The sequence below is a fragment of the Actinokineospora xionganensis genome (genome assembly GCF_014323725.1).
GTDB classification, from domain to species: domain Bacteria; phylum Actinomycetota; class Actinomycetes; order Mycobacteriales; family Pseudonocardiaceae; genus Actinokineospora; species Actinokineospora xionganensis.
Genome location: NZ_JABVED010000013.1, coordinates 190,368 through 214,757 on the forward strand (window position 1 = coordinate 190,368; position 24,390 = coordinate 214,757).

20 protein-coding genes are annotated in these 24,390 nt (G+C 70.0%); 12 read left to right on the forward strand and 8 right to left on the reverse strand.

The annotated features are described in order from the left end of the window. Positions 1-175: 175 nt before the first annotated feature. Together GPZ80_RS22735 and GPZ80_RS22740 are read left to right on the forward strand one after the other, a co-directional pair. The gene (locus tag GPZ80_RS22735) at positions 176-1,414 is read left to right on the forward strand and encodes an Rv0361 family membrane protein (protein WP_187223039.1); all 1,239 of its coding nucleotides are present in this window, start codon (positions 176-178) and stop codon (positions 1,412-1,414) included. A gap of 22 nt (positions 1,415-1,436) precedes the next feature. Further along, positions 1,437-2,588: a TIR domain-containing protein gene (locus tag GPZ80_RS22740; RefSeq protein WP_187223040.1), complete on the forward strand. Its 1,152-nt coding sequence runs from the start codon at positions 1,437-1,439 to the stop codon at positions 2,586-2,588. A 4-nt stretch (positions 2,589-2,592) separates the two neighbouring features. Here the strand turns inward: GPZ80_RS22740 and GPZ80_RS22745 are convergent, their stop codons facing one another. Continuing rightward, positions 2,593-3,012, reverse strand: coding sequence for a YybH family protein (locus tag GPZ80_RS22745; protein ID WP_187223042.1), 420 nt, complete (start codon positions 3,010-3,012; stop codon positions 2,593-2,595). A 112-nt stretch (positions 3,013-3,124) separates the two neighbouring features. On the opposite strand from GPZ80_RS22745, the gene GPZ80_RS22750 reads away from it, so the two are divergent. The 3 genes from GPZ80_RS22750 to GPZ80_RS22760 all read left to right on the forward strand — a co-directional run bounded on the left by GPZ80_RS22750 (position 3,125) and on the right by GPZ80_RS22760 (position 5,080). Continuing rightward, positions 3,125-3,496, forward strand: a complete 372-nt coding sequence (locus tag GPZ80_RS22750; protein ID WP_187223044.1) for a YciI family protein — start codon at positions 3,125-3,127, stop codon at positions 3,494-3,496. Continuing rightward, positions 3,493-4,692 carry an RNA polymerase sigma factor gene (locus GPZ80_RS22755; protein WP_187223045.1) on the forward strand — a complete coding sequence of 400 codons (1,200 nt, stop codon included), beginning with the start codon at positions 3,493-3,495 and terminating at the stop codon, positions 4,690-4,692. The genes GPZ80_RS22750 and GPZ80_RS22755 overlap by 4 nt, the downstream gene beginning before the upstream one ends. Positions 4,693-4,768: 76 nt before the next feature. Beyond that, positions 4,769-5,080, forward strand: a complete 312-nt coding sequence (locus GPZ80_RS22760) for a MafI family immunity protein (protein WP_187223047.1) — start codon at positions 4,769-4,771, stop codon at positions 5,078-5,080. 66 nt (positions 5,081-5,146) lie between these two features. Here GPZ80_RS22760 and GPZ80_RS22765 read toward each other — a convergent pair whose 3' ends face one another. The 3 genes from GPZ80_RS22765 to GPZ80_RS22775 are packed head-to-tail and all read right to left on the reverse strand — an operon-like array spanning position 5,147 to position 9,761. Then, complete coding sequence (locus GPZ80_RS22765) at positions 5,147-7,087, reverse strand: vWA domain-containing protein (RefSeq protein ID WP_187223050.1); 1,941 nt, start codon at positions 7,085-7,087, stop codon at positions 5,147-5,149. After that, entirely contained in the window at positions 7,084-8,490 is a 1,407-nt protein-coding gene (locus GPZ80_RS22770; protein WP_187223051.1) for a sigma 54-interacting transcriptional regulator, read from the reverse strand. The genes GPZ80_RS22765 and GPZ80_RS22770 overlap by 4 nt, the downstream gene beginning before the upstream one ends. Positions 8,491-8,543: 53 nt before the next feature. Beyond that, complete coding sequence (locus tag GPZ80_RS22775) at positions 8,544-9,761, reverse strand: low temperature requirement protein A (protein WP_222719699.1); 1,218 nt, start codon at positions 9,759-9,761, stop codon at positions 8,544-8,546. 125 nt (positions 9,762-9,886) lie between these two features. Here GPZ80_RS22775 and GPZ80_RS22780 point away from each other — a divergent pair, with 125 nt between their 5' ends. The 7 genes from GPZ80_RS22780 (at position 9,887) to GPZ80_RS22810 (ending at position 20,663) form a co-directional block, all read left to right on the forward strand. Next, on the forward strand, positions 9,887-10,369 hold the full coding sequence (locus GPZ80_RS22780) for a YcxB family protein (protein ID WP_187223053.1): 483 nt from the start codon (positions 9,887-9,889) through the stop codon (positions 10,367-10,369). A gap of 52 nt (positions 10,370-10,421) precedes the next feature. After that, positions 10,422-11,216, forward strand: coding sequence for an Rv1486c family protein (locus tag GPZ80_RS22785; RefSeq protein ID WP_187223054.1), 795 nt, complete (start codon positions 10,422-10,424; stop codon positions 11,214-11,216). Between the two features lie 55 nt (positions 11,217-11,271). Then, positions 11,272-14,790, forward strand: coding sequence for a P-loop NTPase fold protein (locus tag GPZ80_RS22790; protein ID WP_187223056.1), 3,519 nt, complete (start codon positions 11,272-11,274; stop codon positions 14,788-14,790). A gap of 55 nt (positions 14,791-14,845) precedes the next feature. Then, the gene (locus GPZ80_RS22795; RefSeq protein WP_187223057.1) at positions 14,846-16,606 is read left to right on the forward strand and encodes a substrate-binding domain-containing protein; all 1,761 of its coding nucleotides are present in this window, start codon (positions 14,846-14,848) and stop codon (positions 16,604-16,606) included. A gap of 14 nt (positions 16,607-16,620) precedes the next feature. Then, positions 16,621-17,163 (forward strand): hypothetical protein, encoded by a 543-nt coding sequence (locus tag GPZ80_RS22800; RefSeq protein WP_187223058.1) that lies wholly within the window; start codon positions 16,621-16,623, stop codon positions 17,161-17,163. Between the two features lie 276 nt (positions 17,164-17,439). Next, the gene (locus tag GPZ80_RS22805) at positions 17,440-18,006 is read left to right on the forward strand and encodes a hypothetical protein (protein ID WP_187223060.1); all 567 of its coding nucleotides are present in this window, start codon (positions 17,440-17,442) and stop codon (positions 18,004-18,006) included. 383 nt (positions 18,007-18,389) lie between these two features. Beyond that, positions 18,390-20,663, forward strand: a complete 2,274-nt coding sequence (locus GPZ80_RS22810) for an RCC1 domain-containing protein (protein ID WP_187223062.1) — start codon at positions 18,390-18,392, stop codon at positions 20,661-20,663. Between the two features lie 45 nt (positions 20,664-20,708). Here GPZ80_RS22810 and GPZ80_RS22815 read toward each other — a convergent pair whose 3' ends face one another. From GPZ80_RS22815 to fabG, 4 genes are all read right to left on the reverse strand, one after another. After that, a complete protein-coding gene (locus GPZ80_RS22815; RefSeq protein ID WP_187223063.1) occupies positions 20,709-21,383 on the reverse strand; it encodes an esterase/lipase family protein in 675 nt (224 codons plus the stop codon). Between the two features lie 74 nt (positions 21,384-21,457). Continuing rightward, positions 21,458-22,501, reverse strand: coding sequence for a ferrochelatase (locus tag GPZ80_RS22820; protein ID WP_222719701.1), 1,044 nt, complete (start codon positions 22,499-22,501; stop codon positions 21,458-21,460). Beyond that, positions 22,501-23,268 carry an enoyl-ACP reductase FabI gene (fabI, locus tag GPZ80_RS22825; protein WP_187223067.1) on the reverse strand — a complete coding sequence of 256 codons (768 nt, stop codon included), beginning with the start codon at positions 23,266-23,268 and terminating at the stop codon, positions 22,501-22,503. Before fabI ends, GPZ80_RS22820 begins: the two co-directional genes overlap by 1 nt. A gap of 28 nt (positions 23,269-23,296) precedes the next feature. Further along, entirely contained in the window at positions 23,297-24,001 is a 705-nt protein-coding gene (gene fabG / locus GPZ80_RS22830) for a 3-oxoacyl-[acyl-carrier-protein] reductase (RefSeq protein ID WP_187223069.1), read from the reverse strand. Between the last annotated feature and the right edge of the window lie 389 nt (positions 24,002-24,390).

Consider the following 24,390-nt stretch of genomic DNA (forward strand, 5'->3'; position numbering starts at 1 on the left):
CTACCTACAGCAACTCACGCACAGTTGCCACAACCGCCTCCAACCTGCTACCCGCCCATCACAGAGCGACACATAGGCGTTTGCAGTAGGGCCATAGGTCCCTGTCCTGGAGTTCACCTGGCACATACCGTGCGGACACTTCCGCATCACAGCCAGTGAACGTGAGACGCCCGAGATGCACGTATTCATCAGCTACTCAAGACGAGACCAGGCTTCGATCACCCAACTGCGCGCGGACTTCGAACGACTAGGCCACCAGGTGTGGTTCGACCGGCAGAGCCACGGCGGACAGCAGTGGTGGGACGAGGTGCTGCACCACGTCCGCGGCTGTGTCGTCTTCGTCTTCGCTGTCTCCCCCGACTCCATCCGCTCCTCGGCGTGTCTCGCCGAACTGCGCTACGCCGCGGCGCTGCGCAGACCGATCCTGCCGGTGGTGGTGAGCCGGGTGCCCCGCGCCGATATCCCCGAGGGCCTCGGCACGGGCGCCGTCGACTACACCGAGCGGTCCGCGGAGACCGCGATCTCCCTGCTCAAAGCGTTCAACGCGCTTCCCATGGCCAAACCCCTGACCTCCCGACTGCCCCAGGAGCCCGAGATCCCCGCGACCTACCTGCACGCCTACCTCGACCGCATCGACGCCGATGAGCTGGCCGAGGAGGACCAGGTCGAGTTGCTCGACCAGTTGCGGACGCGGCTCACCGACGAGCACGAGCGCCCGGAGGTGTGGAACCTGCTGGTCCGGCTGCGCGGCAGGCCCGGTCTGACCGGCCCGGTCGCCGACGCGATCGAGGACCTGCTCTCGCCGGGTTGGCAACCAGACCCGCAGGGTCGGTTCGAGGCGCGCTACTGGGACGGACAGGCGTGGACGACGCTGGTCGTGCAGCACGGCCAGGAGTTCGACGACCGCGGCAGGCCGCCGCGGGTCGATGTCGAGCCGCGCAGGCTCACCGACGCCACCGAACTGCTGCCCCGCGCTGTCGTCGCGCGGGCGCCGGAAGCCCCGGTGCCGAGGCGCAAGAAGACGTTCCCATGGCTGGTCGCCACCGGTGTGATCCTGGTGGCGGGCGGGATCGCGGGTGGGTTGCTGCTGCTGGGCGGCACCGGGCCGGACCCCGGATCGGCCGTGCACGTGGCCCGGAAGTTCGTCGACGCGGTCAACACACGCGATGATCAAGCCATGCAGCAGTATGTGTGTACGGCAGACCTGGAGAAGAACCGTCACCTGTATGGCGCGTTCTTCGACACCGCCAATGTCACCCTGGAGAGTGTCGACGCCCACGGAGATGAGCCCAGATTCACTATTCTCGCTGCTCGTACCATAGGCAACTCGTCGGTAACATTGAGCATCCCGCTGGCCGACCAGAACGGTGAATGGCGGGTATGTGACATCGACAAGGCGCTCTCTGGGCGCTGACGGCGCTTCGGGCGGAGTGGACATGCAGGTGTTCATCAGCCATGCGGGCCCGGATCGGGACGTCGCCGCCAGGTTGCGCGCCGATCTGGCCGCCATGGGCAGGCAGGTCACCCTCGACGGTGGCGAACCCAGCGGCCCACGCTGGTGGGACGGCGTGCTCGCGCGGATCGAGCGGTGCGAGGCGTTCCTTTTCGTCCTCTCCCCCGCGTCGCTGCGCTCGCCGGGTTGCCTGGCGGAGCTGCGCTACGCGCAACAACTGCGCAGGCCGATCCTCACCGTGCGGACGCAGTCGATGCCGGTGCCCGCCGAGCTCGCGGGCACCGGCCTCTACGACCCGGCCATCGCGGGCGCCGACCGGGTGCGCCTGCTGCGCGCCGCGATCCTCACCCTGCCCGCCGCGCCGCCACTGCCGGTGACGCTGGCGCCGCGCCCCCTGATCCCCTACTTCGACGGCTACCGGGCCCAGCTGCAACAGCCCAAGCTCGACCGCACCGCGCAGCACGAGATGCTCGGCGAACTGCGCAGACGCCTGCGCGAGGAAGGCGACCGCACCGCGGTGTGGAGCCTGCTGGTGCGGCTGCGGGCGCGCCCCGACGTGGCCCCCGGGGTCGCGGAGGAACTGGAGAAGCTGCTCGCGCCGGGCTGGCGGCCGGACCCGGAGGGCCGGGTCGAACGGCGCTACTGGGACGGACAGGCCTGGACGACGTTGGTGCGCCACGACGGCCGGGAGTTCAACGAGCGCCGGGTGCCGCCGCCGGAGGCGACGTGGTCGGACCGGACAGCGACCGCCCCGGTCGCGGCGCCGCGCCGCGACCGGCGCCTGCGGCTGGTCGCCGCGGGCGGTGTGGCCGTGGCGGGCATCGCCGCGGGCGCGTACTTCCTGGTCGACCCGGAGCCGACGAACCCGCCGATCACCACCGCCCGGGTGTTCGTCGACGCGATCAACGTCCAGGACAACAACGCGCTCGCCGGAGTCACCTGCGAACGCGACCACGACCGGACCGACCAACTGTTCCTGGCGGGCGGCTTCCGGCTGACGCTGGAGAGCGTCGACCCGGACGCCGACCCGCCGAACTTCACCGTGCTGGCCACCGACCTGGGCTCCGGCGGCGTGGACCGCCGCACGTACCCGCTGGTCAAGGAGTCCGGCGAATGGCGCGTCTGCGCCCTGTGAGCGTTCAGGGCCGCAGCTCGACCGCGGCCCTGAACGAGCCGTCCATGTGGAATGGCGTGGACGTGTGCTCGTGGACCACCAGCCACTTCCCGTCGATCTCGCGCAGGCAGACGGTCGCGCGGTACCACATGTCGAACTTGTGGTCGGTGCCGCGCGGGACGGCCGAGAGCCGGTTGAGGCTGTGGCAGAAGGCGATGTCGGCGTTGGCGGTCACCACGAGGTCGCGGATCTCGTAGTCGACGGGACCGTCGAAGCCTGCGAACCAGGCGCGCAGCCCCTCGGGGTCGAAGCCGGTGCTCCGCAGCGGCGGCGCGAGGTCGTACCGGACCGCGTCGGGGGCGTAGGCGGCGGCGATCGCGTCGAAGTCTCCCTTGCGCATGGCGGTTTCCTGCTCGGCCATCAGGTGCCGGATCTGCTCGTTCATGGTGTGCTCCTCGAAATTCGTCGGGGGTGTTTTCGTCTGGGACGTCGAAGCCGTGGCGGCGGCTTCGACATCCGGGTGAGACTGGTTCGAGAAAACTTTTGGAGGGCTTGTCGTGAAGTACCTGATCCTGATCCACAGCAACCCGCGCTCCCTCGCCGTGTGGGAGACGCTCACCGACGAGCAGCGCATGGAGTTCGGCCGCGGACACATGAGGCTGTCCGACGAGCTCGCCGAGTCCGGTGAGCTGATCGTCTCCGAGGGACTCGGGGATCCCGCCATGGGCAAGCGGGTCTCGGTCCGCGACGGGCGGACCCTGGTCACCGACGGCCCGTTCGCCGAGGTGAAGGAACACCTGGCGGGCTTCCTGCTCATCGAGTGCGACTCGATGGAGAAGGCCACCGAGATCGCCGCGCGGGTGCCCGACGCCGGGCTGACCGAGGTCGAGGTGCGGCCGGTGCTGGACCTGAGCTGGCTCGAGCATTGACCGCCAGGATCGAGGGCCTGCTGCGCGACCTCGCGCCGCAGGTGCTCGGCGCCGTGGTGCGGCGCTACGGCGGGTTCGACTCCAGTGAGGACGCGGTCCAGGAGGCGCTGTTGGCCGCCGCCATGCAGTGGTCGCGCGAGGGGGTGCCGGACAACCCGAAGGCGTGGCTGATCACCGCGGCGGCCCGGCGGCGGATCGAGTCGCTGCGGGCGGACACGGCGCGGCGGCGGCGCGAGGACACCGTTGCCGCGCTGGAGGTGCCGACCGAGGCGTCCGGTGTGGACGACACGCTGACGTTACTGCTGCTGTGCTGCCACCCGGCGCTGACCCGGGTCTCACAGGTGGCGCTGACACTGCGCGCGGTCGCCGGACTCACGACGGCGGAGATCGCGCGGGCGCTGCTGGTGCCGGAGTCGACCGTCGGGCAGCGGATCAGCCGAGCCAAAGCGCGGATCAAGGCGGCGGGCGCGGAATTCCGGCTGCCACCCGAGTCCGAGCTGGCGGAGCGGATGGAACCGGTGCTGGAGGTGCTCTACCTGGTCTTCAACGAGGGTTACACGGCCAGTTCGGGCACGTCGTTGCAGCGGGCGGACCTCAGTTCGGAGGCGATCCGGCTGACCCGGCAGGTGCGGTCGCGGCTGCCGGACGATGGGGAGGTCGCCGGGCTGCTTGCCTTGATGCTGCTGACGGATGCGCGGCGGGCGGCTCGGACTCAGGATGGTGAGCTGGTTCCGTTGGCGGAGCAGGACCGGTCACTGTGGGATGCGGCTGCGATCGCTGAGGGGACCGCGCTGATCAGCTCGACATTGGCGACGGCGGCGATCGGGCCGTATCAGCTGCAGGCGGCGATCGCGGCGGTGCACGACGAGGCCGGGTCGGCTGAGGAGACGGATTGGACGCAGATCCTTGGGCTGTATGAGTTGTTGAACGCTTGCGCGCCTGGGCCGATGGTGACGTTGAATCGGATCGTGGCTTTGGCGATGGCGCATGGGGCTTCCGAAGGGCTGGCCGCACTGGCGACAGCCGAGTCGGCGCTTGGCGGGCACTATCGGGTTGGTGCCGTGCGGGCTCATCTGTTGGAGATGGCTGGTGAGCTTGAGGCTGCTCGGGGCGAGTACGAGGTTGCTGCCGCGCGGACGCTCAATGTGGCTGAGCAGCGGTACTTGCGGGGCCGGGCGGGGCGGATCTTTGGTTGATCTGGCGGACGTTGAACGCGCACCGCGCGGCATGAAAGCGCGTGCGAGTCGGGCCTGACTCTGACGGAGGCGCAAGGTGGACGCTTCGTACTACGAGGAGATCACCGGTATCCCGCACGGACTCACGATCTGGCTGAGCGACCGGCTCGCGGAGAAGGACCTCGCCTGGACAGCAGAGTTCCTTGATGCGAACGAACTGGGCCTCGCCCTGGAACAGATCGCTGATGCGCTCAGCGAGCACGAGCGGCCCATAACGCCCGACGAGCGTGCCGACATGCTCGCTCTCGCCGACCGAATGCAGATGGATGACCGAGTTTTCCGAGCCCTGACGATCTGCCCGGACGCTGAGAGTGGTCGCTCTGCCATCGACGCGAGAGAACATCGTTGACAAGGTGGGCGGGGCTCGTGGTGGCGTGTCATTCCCCAGTGTGGGCTGGCTTATCGTTCCCTATGGCTAAGCGCGGCGGGTGTGGAGGTAGTTGCTCACTACCGCCGCGCCCAGGCCGTCGAGGTCGGGGTTGACCACGCGTCCGCCGCTGCGTTTCGCGATGGTGTCGACGAAAGTGGCCAGGCGTTCGTCCTCGCCGAGCATGAACACCGACACCGACGCGCCGAGTTTGGCCAAGGCGTCGACCTCCGCCAGCGTCTTCGAAATCGTCCGAGGTGTTGTGGGGTAGTTGAATTCGGCGTTTCCGTCCGGCTCCAGGTGTGCCGTGGGTTCGCCGTCGGTGACGACAAGGACCACCGGGTGGGCGTCCGGGTTGCGGCGTAGGTGCCTGCCCGCCAGCAGCAGGGCGTGGTGCAGGTTGGTTCCCTGTTCCCACACACCTTCCAGTGCGGTCAGCTGGCCTATGTCCACTGTGGACGCGTGCCTGCCGAAGGTGATGAGCTGCAGTTCGTCCGAGCGGTATCTGGTGCTCACCAGGTGGTGCAGAGCCAGCGCCGTTCGCTTCATCGGGACCCAGCGGCCGTCCTGCACCATCGACCATGACGTGTCCACGCACAGCGCGATGGCGGCGCGGGCGCGTTGTTCGGTCTCGATAACCTCCACGTCCGCAACGTCGATAAGGACTTCGCCCCGGTTCGTCGATGCCGTCCGCAGCACCGCGTTCCGGACTGTGCGGGAGACCTCCCAGGGTTCGGAGTCCCCAAAGCGCCAGGGTCGGGACGCGCCGGTGGGCTCGCCCGCCGCTCCGGCTCGGGCGGTGTCTCGCTCGCCGCGCCGCATTGTTCCCGCCACGTCCGAGAGCGCTGTCTCGCCCAAGCGGCGCAAGGCTTTCGGCGAGAGGTGCAGGGTTCCGTCCGACGAGCGTTCCAGCAGGCCTTGCGCTCGCAGTTCACGCTCCAGTTCGGACAGTCGGCGGGCATCCACACCCGCGTCGTCGCCCAGTTGGCGCGACAGGGCTTCGAGGTCGATGTCCTCCAGCCGGGCTCCGGGGTAGGACTGGGCCAACTGCTCGGCGAGCGCGTCGAGTTCGGCCAGGTCCGCCATCGCCTGGGCGCCCTCGCCCATGCCCAGCGGGTCCTGACCGCGGAACCTGGTGGCCGACGTCCAGTCCTCCCCCGGTCGCAGCGCGCGCAGGTTAGCGTCCAAGGTGGAGATCTGTTCGGCCAGGCGGGGATCGCCGAAGGCGGCGGCCATGAGGTTCGACAGCTCCTGGCGCTGCTGCTCGCTCATCGAGTTCATCATGCGCTGGGCGGCGGCGGAGCGGGCCGCGAGCGCGTCGATCAGCTCCTCGACGGTGCGCGGGTTCTCCGGGAAGAAGTCGCCGTGCTGGGCCATGAAGCGCTGGAACTGTTCGGTGGTGTCGCCGCCACGCAGGTGCGCCAGCAGCAGGGCGTTCAGGTCGGCCATCATCGCGCGGATGCGTTCGGCGTCCTCGGGGCTGACTTCGCTCAAGGCCTGTTTCATGCCCTGGAACCGGGACTCCATCAGCTCCTGGCCGAGCTTGTCGCGGATGCGCTGGTAAGCCTGGCGGGCCTGCTCGGACCGCCAGTCATAGTCGGCGAGTTCGCGGACCGCGGCGGCGGTGCTCGGCGGCAGCGCGTCGAGTTGGGCCTCGCGGAAGCGGGCGTCGTCGGACGGGTCGGGGAACAGGGCGGACCGCTCGGCGTCGAGCGCTTCGTCAAGCAGGGCACGGACTTCGTTGAGGGTGCCCTCGAGGTTGTGCCTGCGCTGAATGCGGGCCCGGCGTTCCCACAGCCGCCGGGTCAGCTCGTCGAGACCCGTGGTCCCCGTCGTGCCACGCCGAAGGAGTTCCTCCAGCGCCGAGCGCGGCGAGGAGCCGTCCATGATGTCGCGGCCGAGTTGCTCCAGCGCCGCCCGCAGGTCCACCGGCGGGGCCAGCGGGTCCGGCCCCTCATGGAACGGCCCATAGGCGAACTGGCCGGTCATGGCCCGTACACCGCCGCGCCGGTGGTGGCGTCCTTGGCGACCTTGCGGGTGAGGAACAGGTACTCCAGGGCCAGTTCCACCGCGGCGGCGATCCGGCCCGGGGCGGCGTCGGCGTTCACCCCGACGCGGGCGGCGACCTCGTGCAGCACCGGCAGCTCCGGCAGCGCGGCGAGGACCTCGCGGCCGGGGACGCGTTCCCCGGTGGCCACCAGGTTCCCGTCGGCGATCACGTCGATGAGCGGCCGCAGGTCGAGCCCGGCGAACCGGTCGCGCGCGGTCTCGGCCACCGCCCGACGCAGCAGGTGGGTCAGGTGCTCGGTCTCCCGGCCGTCCTCACCGGACTCGAATTCGAGCTTGCCGCGCAACACCTCCGGCACCGAGTCGAGGTCGATCGGCCGGGCCACCGCGGGCTCCTCACCGGTCAGCGCGGACCGGCGCAGCGCGGCGGCGGCCACCGTCTCAGCCGCGGCCACGGCGAAGCGGGCGGAGACGCCGGAGCGCTGGTCGATCGCGCTGGACTCGCGCAGGTTTCGCACGAAGCGGGCCAACACCTCCAGCAGTGGGTCGCCGACCTCGGCGACCAGGTGGGCCTCCTGGCGCACCATCGCGACCTCGGCGGCGACGGTGGTCGGGTAGTGGGTGCGGATCTCCGCGCCGAACCGGTCTTTGAGCGGGGTGATGATTCGGCCGCGGTTGGTGTAGTCCTCGGGGTTCGCGGTGGCCACGACCAGCACGTCGAGCGGCAGCCGCAGGGTGTAGCCGCGGACCTGGATGTCGCGCTCCTCCATGACGTTGAGCAGCGCGACCTGGATCCGCTCGGCCAGGTCGGGCAGTTCGTTGACGGCGACGATGCCGCGGTGGGCACGCGGGATGAGTCCGAAGTGGATGGTCTCCGGGTCGCCGAGGGTGCGGCCCTGGGCGACCTTCACCGGGTCGACGTCGCCGATCAGGTCGCCCACGGAGGTGTCCGGGGTGGCCAGCTTCTCGGTGTAGCGCTCGTCGCGGTGGCGCCACACGACGGGAAGGTCGTCGCCGAGTTCGGCGGCGCGGCGGATCGAGGCCGGGGTGATCGGCTCCAGCGGGTGCTCGCCGAGCTCGGCGCCCTCGATCACCGGGGTCCACTCGTCGAGCAGGCCCGCCAGGGTGCGCAGCAGCCGTGTCTTGCCCTGTCCGCGCTCGCCGAGCAGGACGATGTCGTGCCCGGCCAGCAGCGCCCGCTCCAGGTGCGGCAGCACGGTCTGCTCGAACCCGACGATCCCGGGCCACGGGTCCCGGCCCGCCCGCAGCGCGGCGAGCAGGTTGTCGCGGATCTCGGTCTTGACGCCCTTGGGCAGGTGCCCCTGGGCGCGGAGGTCCCCGGCGGTGCGCGGCAGCGAGTCTGGTGCGGTGTTCTTGGCGGTCACGCGTTCGACGCTACGCACGTTCGGCGCGTAGGTCGACGTGGAGCGCACTCCAGCTAGTGCTCGGCGGCGTGGCGGATGCCCTCGCGGTAGTCGTGGTAGCGCACCCACTCGTAGACGATCAGGCCGACCACGCTCGCGGTCAGCACACCGAGCGAGGCCAGCGCGGGCAGCAGCGCCATCCCGGGCACAACCGCGATCAGCAGCACGCCGAGGGTCACCCGATGCACCTTGAACGCCCGGTTGCACCGCCAGGAGATCGCCGCCTGGGCCAGCAGGTACAGCGCGGTGCCGCCGAACATCGCCCACAGCGGCGGACCGTAGAGCGAGTCGGACAACGTGTGCCCGTCCACGCCCGCGACGTAGTTGAGGACCTTCTTCAGGCCCAGGGCGAGCATCACGATCCCGATGACCATCGGCAGGTGCAGGTAGGTGAATGCGGTGCGCGCCATGCTGGTGCGCTCGGCTCCGCGGACCTTCGCCAGCGCGTGTTCGGCCATCAGCGCATGAGTGTCGAAGTAGCCCCACCACAGGCACGCGGCGATGGCCAGCCCGAGCGCGGCGGCGATCAGGATCGGCAGCGATATCGGCAGCTCGTTGACACCCACGCCGATAGCGACGATGGACTCGCCGAGCGCGATGATCAGGATCAGCCCGTGCCGCTCGGCGAAGTGCTTCGCCGAGGTGAGCCGCCAGCCGCGCACGCCGATCACCGCCGTGCCGCCGTAGTCGGCGACGACCGCGGCGACCCACAGCAGCGTCTGCGCCGTGCCCGAGGTCTGGGCGGCGGCGAGCAGCAGGGTCGTGCCGCCCGCCATGGTCAGACCGAACCGGACGAGTTGGGTGCGCAGCGCCGCGTCCCCGCGCGCGACGATCCAGAACAGCCACAGGTGGACGGACCGCACCAACAGGTAGCCCAGGGCGAACACGGTCGGGCCGTGCACACCGCCCGGCAGGTCGTCGAACGACTCCGGGATGGCGATGGCGACGCCGAACATGGCCGCCATCGCGATCAGCATCGCCGTGCGGGCCAGTCCCTCGTCGGCCTGGACCAGATTGGACAGCCACGAGTAGCCGACCCAGCACCACCACACGACGGCCAGGATCAGCGCGCCTCGGCCCAGTCCGTGCCAGGTCGGCGCGTCCGCCATCAGGGCGGTGACCTGGGTCAACGCGAAGACGAAGACCAGGTCGAAGAACAGTTCGAGGGTGGTGGCCGTCGAACTCTCGGCCATCCGGCGCATCCTGGCGCCCGCGGGCTTGCTCTGGCTCACGGAGGTGACACTAGGTCCTGTCCTGTGAGTCCGGCACGAGCGGCTGCACGCCGGCGCGCCCAGGAACCCCCCGGATCACGAATCCCGCGCACCGGACTCACAGGACAGGACTTATGTTGTCTTGCGTGTTGATACGACTGCGTTGGGATCCCTCGCCCGGGGATTGGTCCGACGGGATCAAGGCGACGGTGCCGTTCGTCCGCCGGAGTGTCTGGTTCGCCGCGGGCCTGGGTGTGTTCTCGGTCGTGCTGCTGGTGGTCGGCCGGCCGATCCCGGGGGTGTTCGGGCTGGTCTGCGCCCTGCTCATCGCCGCGATCCCGTCGATCGGAACCCGGCTCGCGTTCCGCCGCAACCCGATCGCGGGGCGCACCGTCACCGCCGATGTGGACGGTCACGCGATCCGCATGATGACCCTCGACGGCACCGCCTACAGCGACATCGTCCTCGCCGACCTGGCGGGCTGGGCCGAGACCGAGCGGAACTTCGTCCTGCACACCGGATCCGGCGGTTTCCACCCGCTGCCGGGGCGCGCGTTCGACAGTGTCGAGGATCTCGACCAGTTCCGTGACCTGCTGGTACGGACGGTGGGGCCCGCGAGCGGGAGCTGAGCCGGGGAGCTGACGCGCCAGCCGCCCGACACGTGGCGTAACCTTGCCTCTCGTGTCAACTCCGAGTGCGACCTTCGCGGTGTGGGTTTCCGCCTGGCTCAACGGATCCGCCGCCGCTGACGACGTCCTGGACGCCCTGCTCCACTGGGCCGAACTGCACGACGTGGTGGCCGGGGACGAGAGCACGGCGACCGCGCTCGACGTCCCGGTCCGGGGTCAGGCGGGCGGCCAGGTCGCCGCTCTGCTCGCGGCCCTGCGCCGCGCCGACGTCACCGGCGGGAGGCTCGCCCTTCCGGTCGCGGGCGATGTGCGCGGACTGGGTGGCCGAAGCGAGTTCGCGGGCACCGCTTTGCACGCCGGTGAGGCCGTCGTCCTGCATGGCGCTCCGCTGGGCCTGGTCCCCGAACCCGTCGCCGACGGTGTCCTGCGGTGGACAGTCTTCGACATCGGCGACGCCCCGCCCGCCGAGCACCTGCCCCTCGGCGAGGCCGAGCACGAGCTGACCGGCGCCATGCGCGTCGCGGCGGGCGTGCTGACCGAGCTCGGGGTCGCCAAGCACCGCGCCGGTGTCCGCGAGGAGATCACCGCCCGCGTCGCCCACCGCTCGGCCGCGCCGTGGCCGGAGGGCACTCCCCCGCGCGCGCTGCGCGTGCTGCAGCGGGCCAACGAGGTCTCCGCGATCCTGGAGCTGGCCTCCGAGGACGCCCCCGGCAACGCCGTGTCGTCCTCTGCTGCCCGCAGGCGCGCCGAGGCCCTGCGCCCGCTGTTCGACGCGGTCCGGGTGGCCCGACTCGCGGCGGTCGAGGAAGCGGTCCGGGTGTTCTCGGACCACGCCGAGAAGCACTGACCCAACGCGCCCGTTTCGTAGCCGTCGGTGCCCGTGACCGGGCAGACTGCCACGGGTGATCACCGCTCCCTTCGCCGGTCATCCAGGACTGGTCCGCGCTCTCGCGTTCACCTCCGATGGCTCACAGGTCGTCACCGGCGGCGATGACGGCACCGTCCGCTGGTGGGACGCGACCGACGGGGAGGAACAGGCCGCGGTCCAGGCCCTACCCGGCGGCGTGCGCTCGCTGGCCGTAAGGGACGCGTCGGTGTATTGCGGGGGGCCGAAGGGTTCCAGGATCTTCACCTTCGACAACAGCACCATGCTGGAGGTGATGACCAGCGACCCCATCGGCGCGGTCGCCGTTGACGACAACCACCCCTGGTCGTGTGGGCTCGACGGACTGATCTCCGTTTATGGCGGGACGCGGTTCACCATCGCCTACGACGGTCCAGTGCACGCGGCCGCCACAATGGGTGGTCAGCTTTTCTACGGTGGCCCTGCCGGCCTCGTGCAGGCGGTCTCCCCGATCGACACCTCGGCCAGGACGATCACCTCACACCAGCGCGGTGTCACTGCGATCGCCACGGCCCGGGGCACCGGCACGGTCGTCTCCACCGGCCTCGACGGGCTCGTCCGGGTGTGGCGGACCGACGAGGACCGGGTCACCCACACCTTCACCGGGGACGGCAAGCCGCTGCACGCGGTGGCCATCTCCGCCGACGGTCAGGTGGTCACCTTCGGCGGAGCGGGCGGCCGGGTCTGGCAGTGGGACCGGCGCACCGACGCCGTCACCGAACACGCCGACCACGGACACGCGATCCACGCCCTCGCCACTCACCGCGGCCGCGTCGCCGCCGCCTGCGGAGACCGGACCGTGCGGATCACCGGGTCGTCCCCGGTCACCCTCACCGGGCACGGCGGAGGCATCCGGGCGATGGACCTCGCGGGCGGAGCGCTGGTCACCGCGGGCGACGACCTCGCCGTGCGGGTCTGGGACCGCGACACCGGCGACCACCGCACCACACTCACCGGCCCGACCGCCGGAATCCGTGCGGTGCGGGCCTCCCCGACCCAGGTGCGGGCCTTCTGCGAGAACGGCGACGCCTGGCTGTGGGACCTCGACTCCGACGAGGGCACCAAACTGGGGATCGCCACGCACGACTCCACCGTGCACGCCGCGGCCTACCTCGATGACAAGGTCCTCACCGGCTGCCTCGACGGCACCGTCCGACTCTGGACCCCCGACCACGCCCCCGAGGTCATCGGCATCCACCAGGACTGGGTGCGAGCCGTCGCCTTCTCCCCCGACGCGGGCATGGCCTCCGGGAGCGATGACGGCGCCGTCCTCATCTGGGGCGACGAAGTCCGGGACGTGCAGGCGCCCGCGGGCACCGCCGTGCACGCGCTCGCCTTCCTCCCGGACGGGTCGATCGCCGTCGGCACGGCCAGTGGCTCCGTCCGGCTGCACGGGTCCGACCAGCAGACCGCCTACACCGGTCACACCTCCGCCGTGCGCTGCCTGGCCTTCGCCCGGGGCAGGCTCGTCGCGAGCGCCGATGACGGCACGATCCTCGTCTGGCAGCTCAGCCGACCCGATCACCCGACGGTGCTCGACGGGCACCTCGGCCGGGTGCAGTCCCTGGTCATCGACGACGACGGCAGGCTGATCAGCGGCGGCGAGGACGGCACGATCCGGGTGTGGGACCCGATCACCGGCTTCCAGCTCGCAGGCACCGACCTGACCCCGGGGCAGCCCGGACAGCAGCGCGCCGACGTCAGCAACGACGCGGAAAGCAAGCGCGACCTGCTCGGCTTCTCCCGCGATGTCTCCACCCTCGCCGCCCTCATCGCCGACCGGCACACCGTGCCCCCGCTGTCGGTGGCGCTGCTCGGGGCTTGGGGCGCGGGCAAGTCGAGCTTCCTGCGTCAGCTGGAGCAGCAGGTCAAGGCGCTCGCCGAGCGATCGCATGGCAACCCGGAGCAGAGCGCGTTCGCCGCGAACGTGCGCCAAATCCGGTTCAACGCCTGGCAGTACAGCGACGACCACCTTTGGGTGGGATTGGTCGAGCACCTCTTCGACAGCCTCACCCCGCGCGAACAACAGGTGAGCGCAAGCCAGTCCACCGTGACCGAACTGGACGAACTCCGGGCACGCAGCCGTGACCTCGGCGTCGAACTCGAGCGGGCGGAGCGGACCGGTGGCGCCGCCGCGGACCTGCGTGCGCCCGCGCTGCTGCGGTTGCTGTGGCGCGAGCGGACAGTGCTGCGCTCGCGATGGGCGCTCGCCCTGATCCCCGTCGCCCTCGCCGCCGCGGGCGTCAGCTGGGCCCTGTGGGGCTCGACACTGGCGGTGGTGGGCGCCTCCGTGATCGCGATCGGCGCGGCGGTGATCCCGGTTGTCGAGGGCTTGGTCACCGGCTGGAACAAGTTCGCCGGACTCCCCGGGTCGCTGCGGGAGAAAGTGCGTGCGCGCAAGAAACTCCTCGACAGCCAAATCGCCACCAAGGACGCGGCGTTGGCCCGCACCGACCCGACCGCGGGCCTGTCCGCGTTGATCGCCGAGGTGCGGTCGGGGCACTACGAGCAGTACCGCGGGGTCCTCGGCCGCGCGCACGAACACCTGCGGACCCTCAGCCACAACGTCGACGCGGCCCTCGAGAAGTGGCGCGCCGTCCCGCAAGGGCCACCGCCGCTGGAGCGGATCGTGCTCTACGTGGACGATCTCGACCGCTGCCCGCCACGCAAGGTCGTCGACGTGCTCGCCGCGGTGCACCTGCTGCTGGCGCTGCCGCTGTTCGTGGTCGTGGTGGCCGTGGACCCGAGGTGGCTGCGCCGGTCGCTGGAGCAGCACCAGAGCGAGCTGTTCGGCCCGGACAACGGTGTCGCGGCCCGCCCGTTGGACTACCTGGACAAGATCTTCCAGATCACTTTCGCGTTGCGCCCCATGGGATCGAGCGCGGACCGGCTGATCGATGAACTGCTCCCCCAGGCCGAACCCGAATCGCCCCGACGCCCGGAGACCACGCCGCGGCCCGCCCAGCCCACCACCATCACCTCCCCGCCGACGGTGTCCCGCGAGAAGGCGACGCCCACGCCGCGGCGGTCCCCGGTCGCCGACCCGACGCTGCGCCCGGACCGCCTGCTGCTGCGGGAGACCGAACGCGACTTCATCAAGCGGCTCCGCCCGCTGCTCGACACCCCGCGCACGGTCAAGAAGCTGATCAACCTGTACCGGCTGGTGCGCATCGGCGTGCCCGGGACGAACCTCGACCGATTCGTCGGCCATGACGGCGGTCCGTACCAGGCGGTGCTGATCCTGCTGGCGATCGTCCTGACCACACCGGACCAGGCCCGCGACCTGGTGACCGCGCTGCGCACGACACAGGGGCCGGACGTGTGGGAGGTGCTGGCGGATCTGGAAGCCAAGGACGCGAGCTGGCGGCAGACCAATGCCGTTCTCGACGCCATCCGGGCGAGTGTCCCGGTCCACGGCGACGCGGGAACCTATCGCGCGTGGGCGGGGACCGTGACCCGGTTCAGCTTCGAGACTTACGACATGGTCGACTCCGACGATCACATCACCGGAGAGTGACCTCTCTGTCACACTGTCAGCTCCGCCGCCCCACCGATCTCTGGGAGGACCGCACGTGTCGAACCCGCGCACGGCAGCACGCGCCAACACACCGCTGATCATCGCGGTCGTCGCCGGGTTGCTGGCCATCGGCGGGATCTACCTGCTCACCGGGGAGGACAAGCCCGCGGCGACGCGCACCGACTGCGTGCCGCTGGAGATGAGCACCTCCACCGAGAAGGACGAGCTGATCGGCCGGATGGCGGAGCGCTACAACGCGGCGGGTCGCGAGTTCGGCGGCGGAAAATGCGCCAGGGTCACGGTGCACGGTCTGACGTCGGGCACGGCCATGTCGGCGCTGCGCACCGGCTGGGCGGGTGCCGAGACCGGGCTGCCGGAGCCGCAGGTGTGGGCTCCGAGCACATCCTTGTGGCTCAGCCGGATGCCGGCGACGCGCAGGCTCGAGGTGGTGGCCACCGAGGCCCACCGGTCGATCATGTCCAGTCCGCTCGTGGTCGCCATGCCCGAGGAGATGGCCGCGGTGTTGCTGGCCAAGCACCCCGATCCGGGCTGGGACGACCTGCTCGCCCTGGCGACCGCGCCGGGCGGCTGGGCGTCACTGGGCAAGCCGGAGTGGGGCAAGTTCTCCCTGGGCCGCGATCACCCGGAGCTGTCGTCGTCAGGGCTCGGTGCGTCGATCGCGACGTTCCACGCGGGCTCGATCGCGGACAAGTACCCCGGGATCACCAACGAGAGCATCGTCGACGGCGAGGTGACGCGGTTCGTGCACGGCGTCGAGTCGTCGGTCGAGCGCTACAGCAAGGACGCCGCCGAGTTCGTCGACACGCTGTTGGCCGAGGACAAGAAGAAGCTGCCGGTCCCCTTCGTCAGCGCGATCGTCATGCAGGAGCAACTCGCGTACACCTACAACCGGGGTGGACCGAACCGCAAATTCAAGACGATCACACCCACGGACGGCACCCTGCAGTTCGACCACCCGTTCGTCGTGTTGGCCTCGGCCACTGCGGACCAGCGGGCGGCGGCGGACGACTTCTACGCCTACCTCAGCGAAGGCGAGCGGCAACTGGGGTTCCGCGAGGCGGGTTTCCGCGACTGGGCCAATCCCAACGCGCCCACCGAGCAGCTCCGCACCACACTGTCCATCCCGAACGGTCAGCTGGTCTCGGCGATTCCCGCGCCCGCGCCGGACCTGGTCGAGGCGATCGTCAAGGCGTGGAACGGAACCCGGCGCAAGGCCAGGGTGCTGCTGGTGCTCGACGTCTCCGGCTCGATGAACGAACCCGCCGCCGAAAACGACCCGGAGGTGCGGGGCAGCAAGCTCGACCTGGTCAAACCGGCCGCGAAGCGGGCGCTCGACCTGTTGTCCGCCGATGACGAAGTCGGGTTGTGGACGTTCTCCTCACCCGGCCACACCGAGCACGTCCCGGTCGGGCGGGTCGGCGACAACAAGGCCGCGCTGGGTGCGGCGATCGACGGACTCGTGGCGACGGGCGCCACCGATCTCTACAACACGGTCGGCGAGGCCTACGCCAAGATGGCCGCGCAGCCCGACCCGGAGCGGATCAACGCGATCGTCGTGCTCTCCGACGGCGCGGACAGCACGAAGGTCCAGGGCGCCCGGGACGCGCTCCTGGCGAAGATCGACCCAGAGCTGACCGAGACCAAGATGCCGATCTTCACGATCTCCTACGGGCAGCAATCGGACCCGGAGACCATGCGGATGATCGCGGCGACGAGCAAGGCACTGTCCTACGACGCCGTCAAGGACCCGAAGAACATCGACGAGGTGTTCGTCAGCGTCTTTCACAACTTCTGAGAGGCTGCCGCCGAATGGGCTTACAACAGAACCTGCGCGAACCCGCCGGCCTCGCCGCGGCCGTCCTCCTCGGCGCGCTCGCCGCGGCCGTGACCGCCGCACGCACGGACTCGGGGTGGCTGGCCCTGCCGGTGGGCGTCGGTGTCGCCGGGCTGGTGCTTCTCGTCAAGGCGGCGCTGACGAAGGACAGCGCCGCCGTCCCCGCGCGGGCGCGCGAACTGCTGCGGCGCATCTGCCTGACGGCCGTCGACGTTCGACTGCGGGCCACGACCGTGCACGACGCCGACCCGGTCATGGCCCCGACCGCCCGAGTCGTCGACGCCGCATACCGGCTCGCGGCGCTCGTGGCGCGCAACGACCTGCGGCTCGCTCCGACGAGATCGTCGGTCGCCCTGGCGACGCTGACCGACTGCGCGGCCCGGATGGCCGTGCTCGCCAAGCGGGTCGACGGAACCGCGCCCTCCCGGATCTCGGGGCTGGTCGAGGAACTGGGGCTGCTCAAGCGGAACCTGGAGAACGCGGAGAGCGCGGTCGACCACGCGTTGAAGTCCACCTGAGCGCACACGCACCGTCGATCACGCACCTACGGTCGGTCATGTGATGGCATGTTCCGCCTGCTCGTGCGCGGCGAAATCCATGATCCGAAGCGGGAGATTCCCGTTCGAATTAACAGTTCTGAACCCCCATAGTGCCTCCGACCTCGCGTAATGCTGTCGCGGCGTGCAGAACAGGCACTCCATAACCCGGTGCTATGGGATGTTGAGATGAGCGATCGTGGGTCGACTCGCCCAATATGGGCACATTGAACCAACCGCTGTTACCGGAGTCACACCATGACCGCACATCTCGTCGATCGGAAGCCGGGGACTCGACCGCTCGCGCTCGATACCACCCACCTCCACGCGCTGCAGATGGTCGCGCGCGGCGAAGTGGGCGCGTACGGCACGGCGTCGGCCCTGCGCCACCGCTGCGACGACTTGAGCGCCCTCATGGTCAGCGCGCTGTTCACGTTGCGCCGCGACGGTTTCATCGGTTTCGCCGAAGCGGCCGACCCCCGCGACGGCTGGGTCTTAGCCGAGTTGACCTCGGCGGGCGAACGCCTGCTCGACATCTGGCTGCGCCGCGGCCGCCGCTCCCCCGCCGACGCCGCCCGCTCCCGCGACTGGTACGTCCTGCTGCGGTGCGCGCAGCGCGGGGAACTCGGCATGACCGAACACAACGAGATCACCGACCGCGGTGAGCCCATTGGCGGGCGACTCACCGCGCGGCTTCGGGAGTTGATCAACGCGGGTCACGTGGTGATCGGCTCCGCCCGCCTCCGAGACTGCCGATTGGTCACGCTCAGCGAGACCGGCCGGTTGCTCCACACGAAGCTCGACATGTCCCAAGCGAACGGGTGATGATCATGAATCGCATCCCCGACCCGCGCGGCGATGTGTGCTGGGGAACCAGCGCGACGTATCGTGGACGGGCACATCTGGTTCCGGTAAGCCGCACGGTGGGCCTGTGCGGCATGCCGGTGGACGACCGCTTTCGCGATCGTCCAGGCGAACCACTGATGTGCCCGGAGTGCGCGATCGCGTACGTCGCGGCTGTTTTCCCCGCACAGGCTGCAGCGTCAGACCTTCGGCACAGGGTCCGACTGCGCGCCTAGCCGCCAGAGGGTGGCGGGACGGATCCCTGCACCGTCCCGCCACCCTATTTTTTCTCCCCAAACCTCAGATCGGTCGGCGATACTTGTCGCCGGTTCGGCGAAACCGCCGTCTGAGACCTGGGGAAATTCATGAGACGTCTCGCCCATGTGGCGTTATCCGTGTTGCTCGGCGCCGGCCTGTTAGCCGCCGCCACACCCACTTCCATCGCCGCACCCGCGGCGCCCGCCGAACCGCAGGCCGACGCGGCGGCGGGTTTCCACGCCTTGGCGCCCGTCCGCGTGCTCGACACGCGGTCCGGCGCGCCAGTCGGCCCACAACAGTCGATCACGCTCGACCTCTCGGCGAAGGTGCCCGCCACGGCCACCGCGGTGGTGTTGAACGTGACCGGCACGCAGCCGAACGCGAACACCTTCGTCACCGTGTACCCGGCCGGGGCGACGCGGCCGGTCGCGTCCAACCTGAACCTGGTGGCGGGCGAGACGCGGCCGAACCTGGTCACCGTCGCCCTTGGCACGGGACGGCAACTGAGCCTGTTCAACAACGCGGGCACCGTGCACCTGCTCGCCGACCTCGCCGGCTACTACGCGCCGGACGCGACGGGCAAGTTCACCGCCCTGTCGCCAAGGCGGCTGATGGACAGCCGCCACGGGTCGCCGTTCGCCGCTGGTGAGTCCAGGACCATCGACCTGTCCTACTCGGTCCCCACGTCGGCCACCGCGGTGGTCCTCACCCTGACCGGCACCGCGGCGACCCAGAACACCTACGTCACCGCTTGGCCGACCGGGAAGACCCGCCCGGTCGTGTCGAACCTCAACCTGACGCCCGGGGCGACAGCGCCGAACCTGGTGACGGTCGAACTCGGCGCGGACCGCAAGGTCGACCTGTTCAACAACACCGGGAACACCCACCTCATCGTCGACCTGGCCGGGTTCTACACCGCCGACTACGGCGCCCTGTTCACCGCGATCACACCGAAGCGGGTGCTCGACACCCGCAACGGCACTGGCGGTATCGCCGGCCCGATGAACGCGGGCGGGCAGCAGGAGTTGGTCCTGGGCGCGACCCTGCCGTGGTCCACCACGGGTGTGGTCCTCAACCTCACGGGGACCGAGCCGACCCAGAACACCTACATCACCGCGTGGCCCCGGCTCGACCCCAGGCCGGAGACATCGAACCTGAACCTGACCCCCGGTCAGACGTCGCCGAGCCTCGCCGTCGTCGCCGTCGGCACGCTGGCCTCGGTGTCGCTGTACAACAACGCGGGGACCGTGCACCTGATCGCGGACATGGCCGGTTTCTTCTCGCTCCCCCCGGTGTCCTGTGGCAGCAAGTGTGTGTACGCCTGGGGCAGCAACCAGTACGGCCAGCTCGGAACCGGCGCCTACAGCCCGGCGTCCGCCGCTCCGAACCCGGTCTACGGGCTGTCGGGCGTCAAGGCCGTCGCGGGCGCAAGCGCGGGCTACGCCCTGCGTGAGGACGGCACGGTCTGGGCTTGGGGCCCCAATTTCGGGGCTGAGCTCGGAAACGGCTGGGCAGGCGGCAAGTCGGTGGTGCCGGTGCCGGTGGTCGGTTTGACCAATGTGACCGACATCGACAAGGGAATCGCCCTGCGGTCCGACGGCACCGTCTGGACGTGGGGCTACAACGGCCTGGGCAGTAGTGTTCCGACGCCGAAGGCGGGCCTCACCGACATCATCGACGTCGCGGCCGCGTCTGGCACCGGGTTCGCACTGCGCTCCGACGGCACCGTGTGGTCGTGGGGTCTCAACTCCTTCGGCTCGTTGGGCAACGGCTCGACCGAGAACTCCGCGACGCCGGTGCAGGTGTCCGGCCTGACCGGGGTCAAGGCGATCGCGGGCGGCCTGTACGCCGGGTATGCGATCAAGCAGGACGGCACGCTGTGGTCGTGGGGCGACAACCGCCAGGGCCAGCTCGGCCATGGGACCGTGGGTGGCGACGGCTGCTACACCTATCCCCCGACCGCCGAACACTGTTTCTCCGCCGTACCCGCCCCGGTGGTGGGCCTCACGGGAGTCACGGCGATCGCGGCCGACAGTGCCCATGGCTTCGCGGTGCTCAGTGACGGCACCGGCTGGGCGTGGGGCAGCAACTACCAAGGCGGCCTCGGCACCGGCAGCGACTGTGAGTGCGGGACCGGCACGCCCGCCAAGATCAGCGGGCTCATCAACGCCAAGTCAGTCGCGGCCGCCGAGAACGGTGGGTACGCGCTCGACGGCGACGGCAGGGTCTGGGCGTGGGGTGACAACAGCCGCGGCCAGTTGGGCACGACCGACGTGGCCAACCCCGGGTCATACTCGAAGATCGCCCTGCGGCTGCGTGACCCCGTGGGCGTGACGGCGATCGCGGCCACGACACACGGGGCTTTGGCGCTCGTGCCGTGAGCCACGGGCCGGGTCGCCGCACAGGCGACCCGGCCCGCGTCGGTCTTACCGGACGAAATCCCTTACCTGCACGTAAACCGTCGCGTCGGTGAGCAGCGCTGTGTGGCTCAGACACGCGGTCTTCGTGTTGACCGCGCCGCTGAGGACCGCCGTGTCCTTTGGCTCCAGCGCCTCGTCGCACGGCGACCACCAGCTGCCGTACCGGACCGCCCCGGGTGTCTCGTCGCCCGCGTTCAGGTTGTTCAAGAACGTCGAGTTCGGATACATCTCCCGGCACGGCGTGGTCAGGCAGCCGTAGGCGACCGTCGTGCCGTGGTGCGGGCTGCCAAGGCTTGACCAGTCGTCCACCTCGGCAGCGCCACCCTCGAACTTCAGGAACTGCCGGGAGTTCAAGCCGCCCATGGAGTGCCCGACGATGTCGACCTTCGCCGCACCGGTCTGCGCCCGCACCTGGTCGACATAGGTCGCAAGCTGCCTCGCGATGACCACATTGGACTGTGTTGAGTCATAGTCCCAGGCGAACAGCTCGGCCGCGGTGTAGCCGTCGGCCTTGAACCGGTTGATCATCGTGTTCCAGTTGGACGCGTCACCGTTGTAGCCGTGCACAAAAACTATGGGATCACGGGTGATCGCGGCGCCCGCGGGCGCAACCAGGTTGATGGCGGACGCGGCTACGGCGACCACGACGGCGACCACCGGTCGAAGGGAACGCAACGGCATAAGACCTCCTTGTCTGCGAGCGACTCGGCGCACCGGGCGGCCCGAACGAGATCAAGCTGGTCTTCCCAACGACGTCAGGGCGTCCGAGTGACGTTCGGTGTGGCAGGTCGTCGGCGCGGCTCGCAGCACCCGATCGCGCACGGGTCGCCGTTGCGGGTCGCGCCCGCCAGGGTGAAGTCCGACATCTTGCGCGCGGGCGCGCCGGCGAGGTTTTCGCGGACCAGCTCCACGACGAGCTCCGCGAAACGCGGGTCGGTGCCCGGCGTGGCGGCGCGGGCGAAGTCCATGCCGAGTTCCCTGGCCTTGTCCGCCGCCTCGGTGTCGAGATCCCAGACGACTTCCAGGTGGTCGCTGACGAACCCGATAGGACAGACGACGACCGCGCGGACTCCCTTGCCGTGCAATGCTTCGAGATGGTCCACAATGTCCGGTTCGAGCCACGGGATGTGCGGCGGGCCGGACCGGGACTGCCAGACCACGTCGTACTCGGCGGCACCCACTTCGGCGGCAACGAGGCGGGCGGCCTCGGCGACCTGGCGGGAGTAGCGGCGTCCGCCCTCCCCCGGCGGTCCGGCGGCGACATCGGCCGAGTCAGGCACGGAGTGCGCCGTGAAGACCAGTCTGCCGCCGGGAATGGTCGCCTCGCGCACCGCGTCGGCGGCGGCGGCGACGAACAGCGGGTGGTCGAAGTAGTGCCGCAGCTTGGTGAGGTCCGGCGCGTCGGGGACCGCGGCCCGTGCCCGGGCGATGTCCTCGTCGTACTGGCGGCACGCGGAGTAGCCGCCGTACGCGCTGGTCGGGAACACCAACGCGGACCGCACGCCGTCGGCCTTCATCTGGGCGACGGTGTCCTCGACCATGGGGTGCCAGTTGCGGTTGCCGAAGTAGATCGGCAGGTCGACACCCTGGCGTTCCAGCTCCTCGCGGACGGCGTCGATCGCCTCGCGGTTGAGCCGGTTGATCGGCGAGACGCCGCCGAAGTGCTGGTAGTGCGCCTCGACCTCGTCGAGGCGCTCCGGTGGCACGCCCCGGCCCCGGGTGACGTTCTCCAGGAAGGGACGGACATCAGCCGGGGACTCGGGGCCGCCGAAGGACAGCCAGAGCAGTGCGTCGGCCATCACATGCCAAGGGCGTGGACGCCGCCGTCCACCCACACCATGGAGCCGGTGGTCGCGGGCAGCCAGTCCGACAGCAGCGCGCACACGGACTTGGCGACCGGGGTGGCGTCGTCGACGTCCCAGCCCAGCGGGGCGCGGTCGGCCCAGCCCGCCTCGAGCTCGGCGAAGCCGGGGATGGACTTGGCGGCCATCGTGCGGACCGGACCGGCGGCGACCAGGTTGACCCGGATGCCCTCGGGGCCCAGCTCACGGGCCATGTACCGGTTGACCGACTCGAACGCGGCCTTCGCCACGCCCATCCAGTTGTAGGCGGGCCACGCGACGCGCGCGTCGAAGTCCAAGCCGACGACCGAGGAGCCGCGGCCCAGCAGCGGCAGCGCGGCCTGGGTCAGCGACTTGAGCGAGTACGCGGAGACCTGAAGGGCGACACTCACGTCCTCCCACGGCGCGTCCATGAAGGGCGCGCCGAGGCAGCTCTGCGGGGCGAACCCGATGGCGTGCACGATGCCGTCGAGCCCGTCGACGTGCTCACGCACCCGGTCGGCCAGCGTCGCGAGCTGCTCGGGGTTCTGCACGTCCAACTCGATCACCGGCGCGGGCTGCGGCAGCCGCTTGGCGATCCGCTCGACCAGGCTCATCCGGCCGAACCCGGTGAGGACCACGGTCGCGCCCTGCTCCTGGGCGGCCTTGGCCACGTGGAACGCGATCGACGAGTCGGTGATCACGCCGGTGATCAGCAGTCGCTTGCCTTCGAGCAGTCCGGTCATCGCTGGGTGTCCTCCTGGGAATGTTTGGTCAGTGGCCCATGCCGACGCCACCGTCGACCGGGAGCACGGCGCCGTTGATGTAGCCCGCCTGGTCGGACGCGAGGAAAGTGACCGCGGCGGCGATCTCCTCGACCTGCCCGTAGCGGCCTGCGGGGACGTTGCCGAGGATCTGCTTCTTGCGGTCCTCGGTGAGCCCCGCGGTCATGTCCGTCTCGATGAACCCAGGGGCCACGACGTTGGCGGTGATGTTGCGGGAGCCCAGCTCACGGGCGATCGACCGCGCCATGCCGATGAGCCCGGCCTTGCTGGCCGCGTAGTTGACCTGCCCCGGCGCGCCGAGCATGCCGACGACGGAGGAGATGAAGACGACCCGCCCGAACCGCGCCTTGAGCATGTTGCGGGTGGCCCGCTTGGTCACCCGGAACGCGCCGGTGAGGTTGGCGTCGATGACCCGGGTGAACTGCTCCTCGTCCATGCGCATGAGGAGGGTGTCGTCGGTGATGCCCGCGTTGGCGATGAGGATCTCCACCGGCCCGTTGGCGGCCTCGACCTCGGCGAACGCCCGGTCGACGGCCTCGGCGTCGGTGACGTCGCACTGGACGCCGAGCATCCCCTCAGGAGCCCCGGCCCCCCGGTGCGTGATCGCCACCTTGTCGCCCTGCGCCAGAAACGCCTGCGCGATCGCGAGACCGATGCCTCGGTTCCCGCCGGTGACCAGTACCGACCGTCCCATTCCGCTCCCCATCCAGGCCCGCGAACACGTCCGGTGGGGAGGCTATCGGGCTACTGGAACGTAACCTCCCTTGGGCCGACGCGCCGTTCGTCACAGCCCCAGGCGGCGAGGCCTGAGTGTCCACTACGACGTGTTGCCCCGGCGCTTTGTGTCCATTTTCGATCTTCTCGACAACCTCGGCGATCAATGCCGCCAATTGCCACGGAGTCCCACTCACCTCGCAGTACGCGATTGGCCTCGACTTGATAAGCCGCGACACTCTCCATGAGGAATGATGGACCGGACGATCGGTGATGTTTCGACACAACAATCGACGGAGACCATTTGCGGCGAATATCTCGCCCTGTCGATCCGCTGAGCCCTTTTCATCCTGCGGTGGTCTCGTAGTT

Excerpts from the sequence above, each read along its gene's own strand:
- GPZ80_RS22735 (WP_187223039.1), top strand. The coding sequence starts at position 176 with ATGCACGTATTCATCAGCTACTCAAGACGAGACCAGGCTTCGATCACC.
- GPZ80_RS22740 (WP_187223040.1), top strand. The coding sequence starts at position 1,437 with ATGCAGGTGTTCATCAGCCATGCGGGCCCGGATCGGGACGTCGCCGCC.
- GPZ80_RS22745 (WP_187223042.1), bottom strand. The coding sequence starts at position 3,012 with ATGAACGAGCAGATCCGGCACCTGATGGCCGAGCAGGAAACCGCCATG.
- GPZ80_RS22765 (WP_187223050.1), bottom strand. The coding sequence starts at position 7,087 with ATGACCGGCCAGTTCGCCTATGGGCCGTTCCATGAGGGGCCGGACCCG.
- GPZ80_RS22800 (WP_187223058.1), top strand. The coding sequence starts at position 16,621 with ATGGGCTTACAACAGAACCTGCGCGAACCCGCCGGCCTCGCCGCGGCC.
- GPZ80_RS22805 (WP_187223060.1), top strand. The coding sequence starts at position 17,440 with ATGACCGCACATCTCGTCGATCGGAAGCCGGGGACTCGACCGCTCGCG.
- GPZ80_RS22810 (WP_187223062.1), top strand. The coding sequence starts at position 18,390 with ATGAGACGTCTCGCCCATGTGGCGTTATCCGTGTTGCTCGGCGCCGGC.
- GPZ80_RS22815 (WP_187223063.1), bottom strand. The coding sequence starts at position 21,383 with ATGCCGTTGCGTTCCCTTCGACCGGTGGTCGCCGTCGTGGTCGCCGTA.
- GPZ80_RS22820 (WP_222719701.1), bottom strand. The coding sequence starts at position 22,501 with ATGGCCGACGCACTGCTCTGGCTGTCCTTCGGCGGCCCCGAGTCCCCG.
- fabI (WP_187223067.1), bottom strand. The coding sequence starts at position 23,268 with ATGACCGGACTGCTCGAAGGCAAGCGACTGCTGATCACCGGCGTGATC.
- fabG (WP_187223069.1), bottom strand. The coding sequence starts at position 24,001 with ATGGGACGGTCGGTACTGGTCACCGGCGGGAACCGAGGCATCGGTCTC.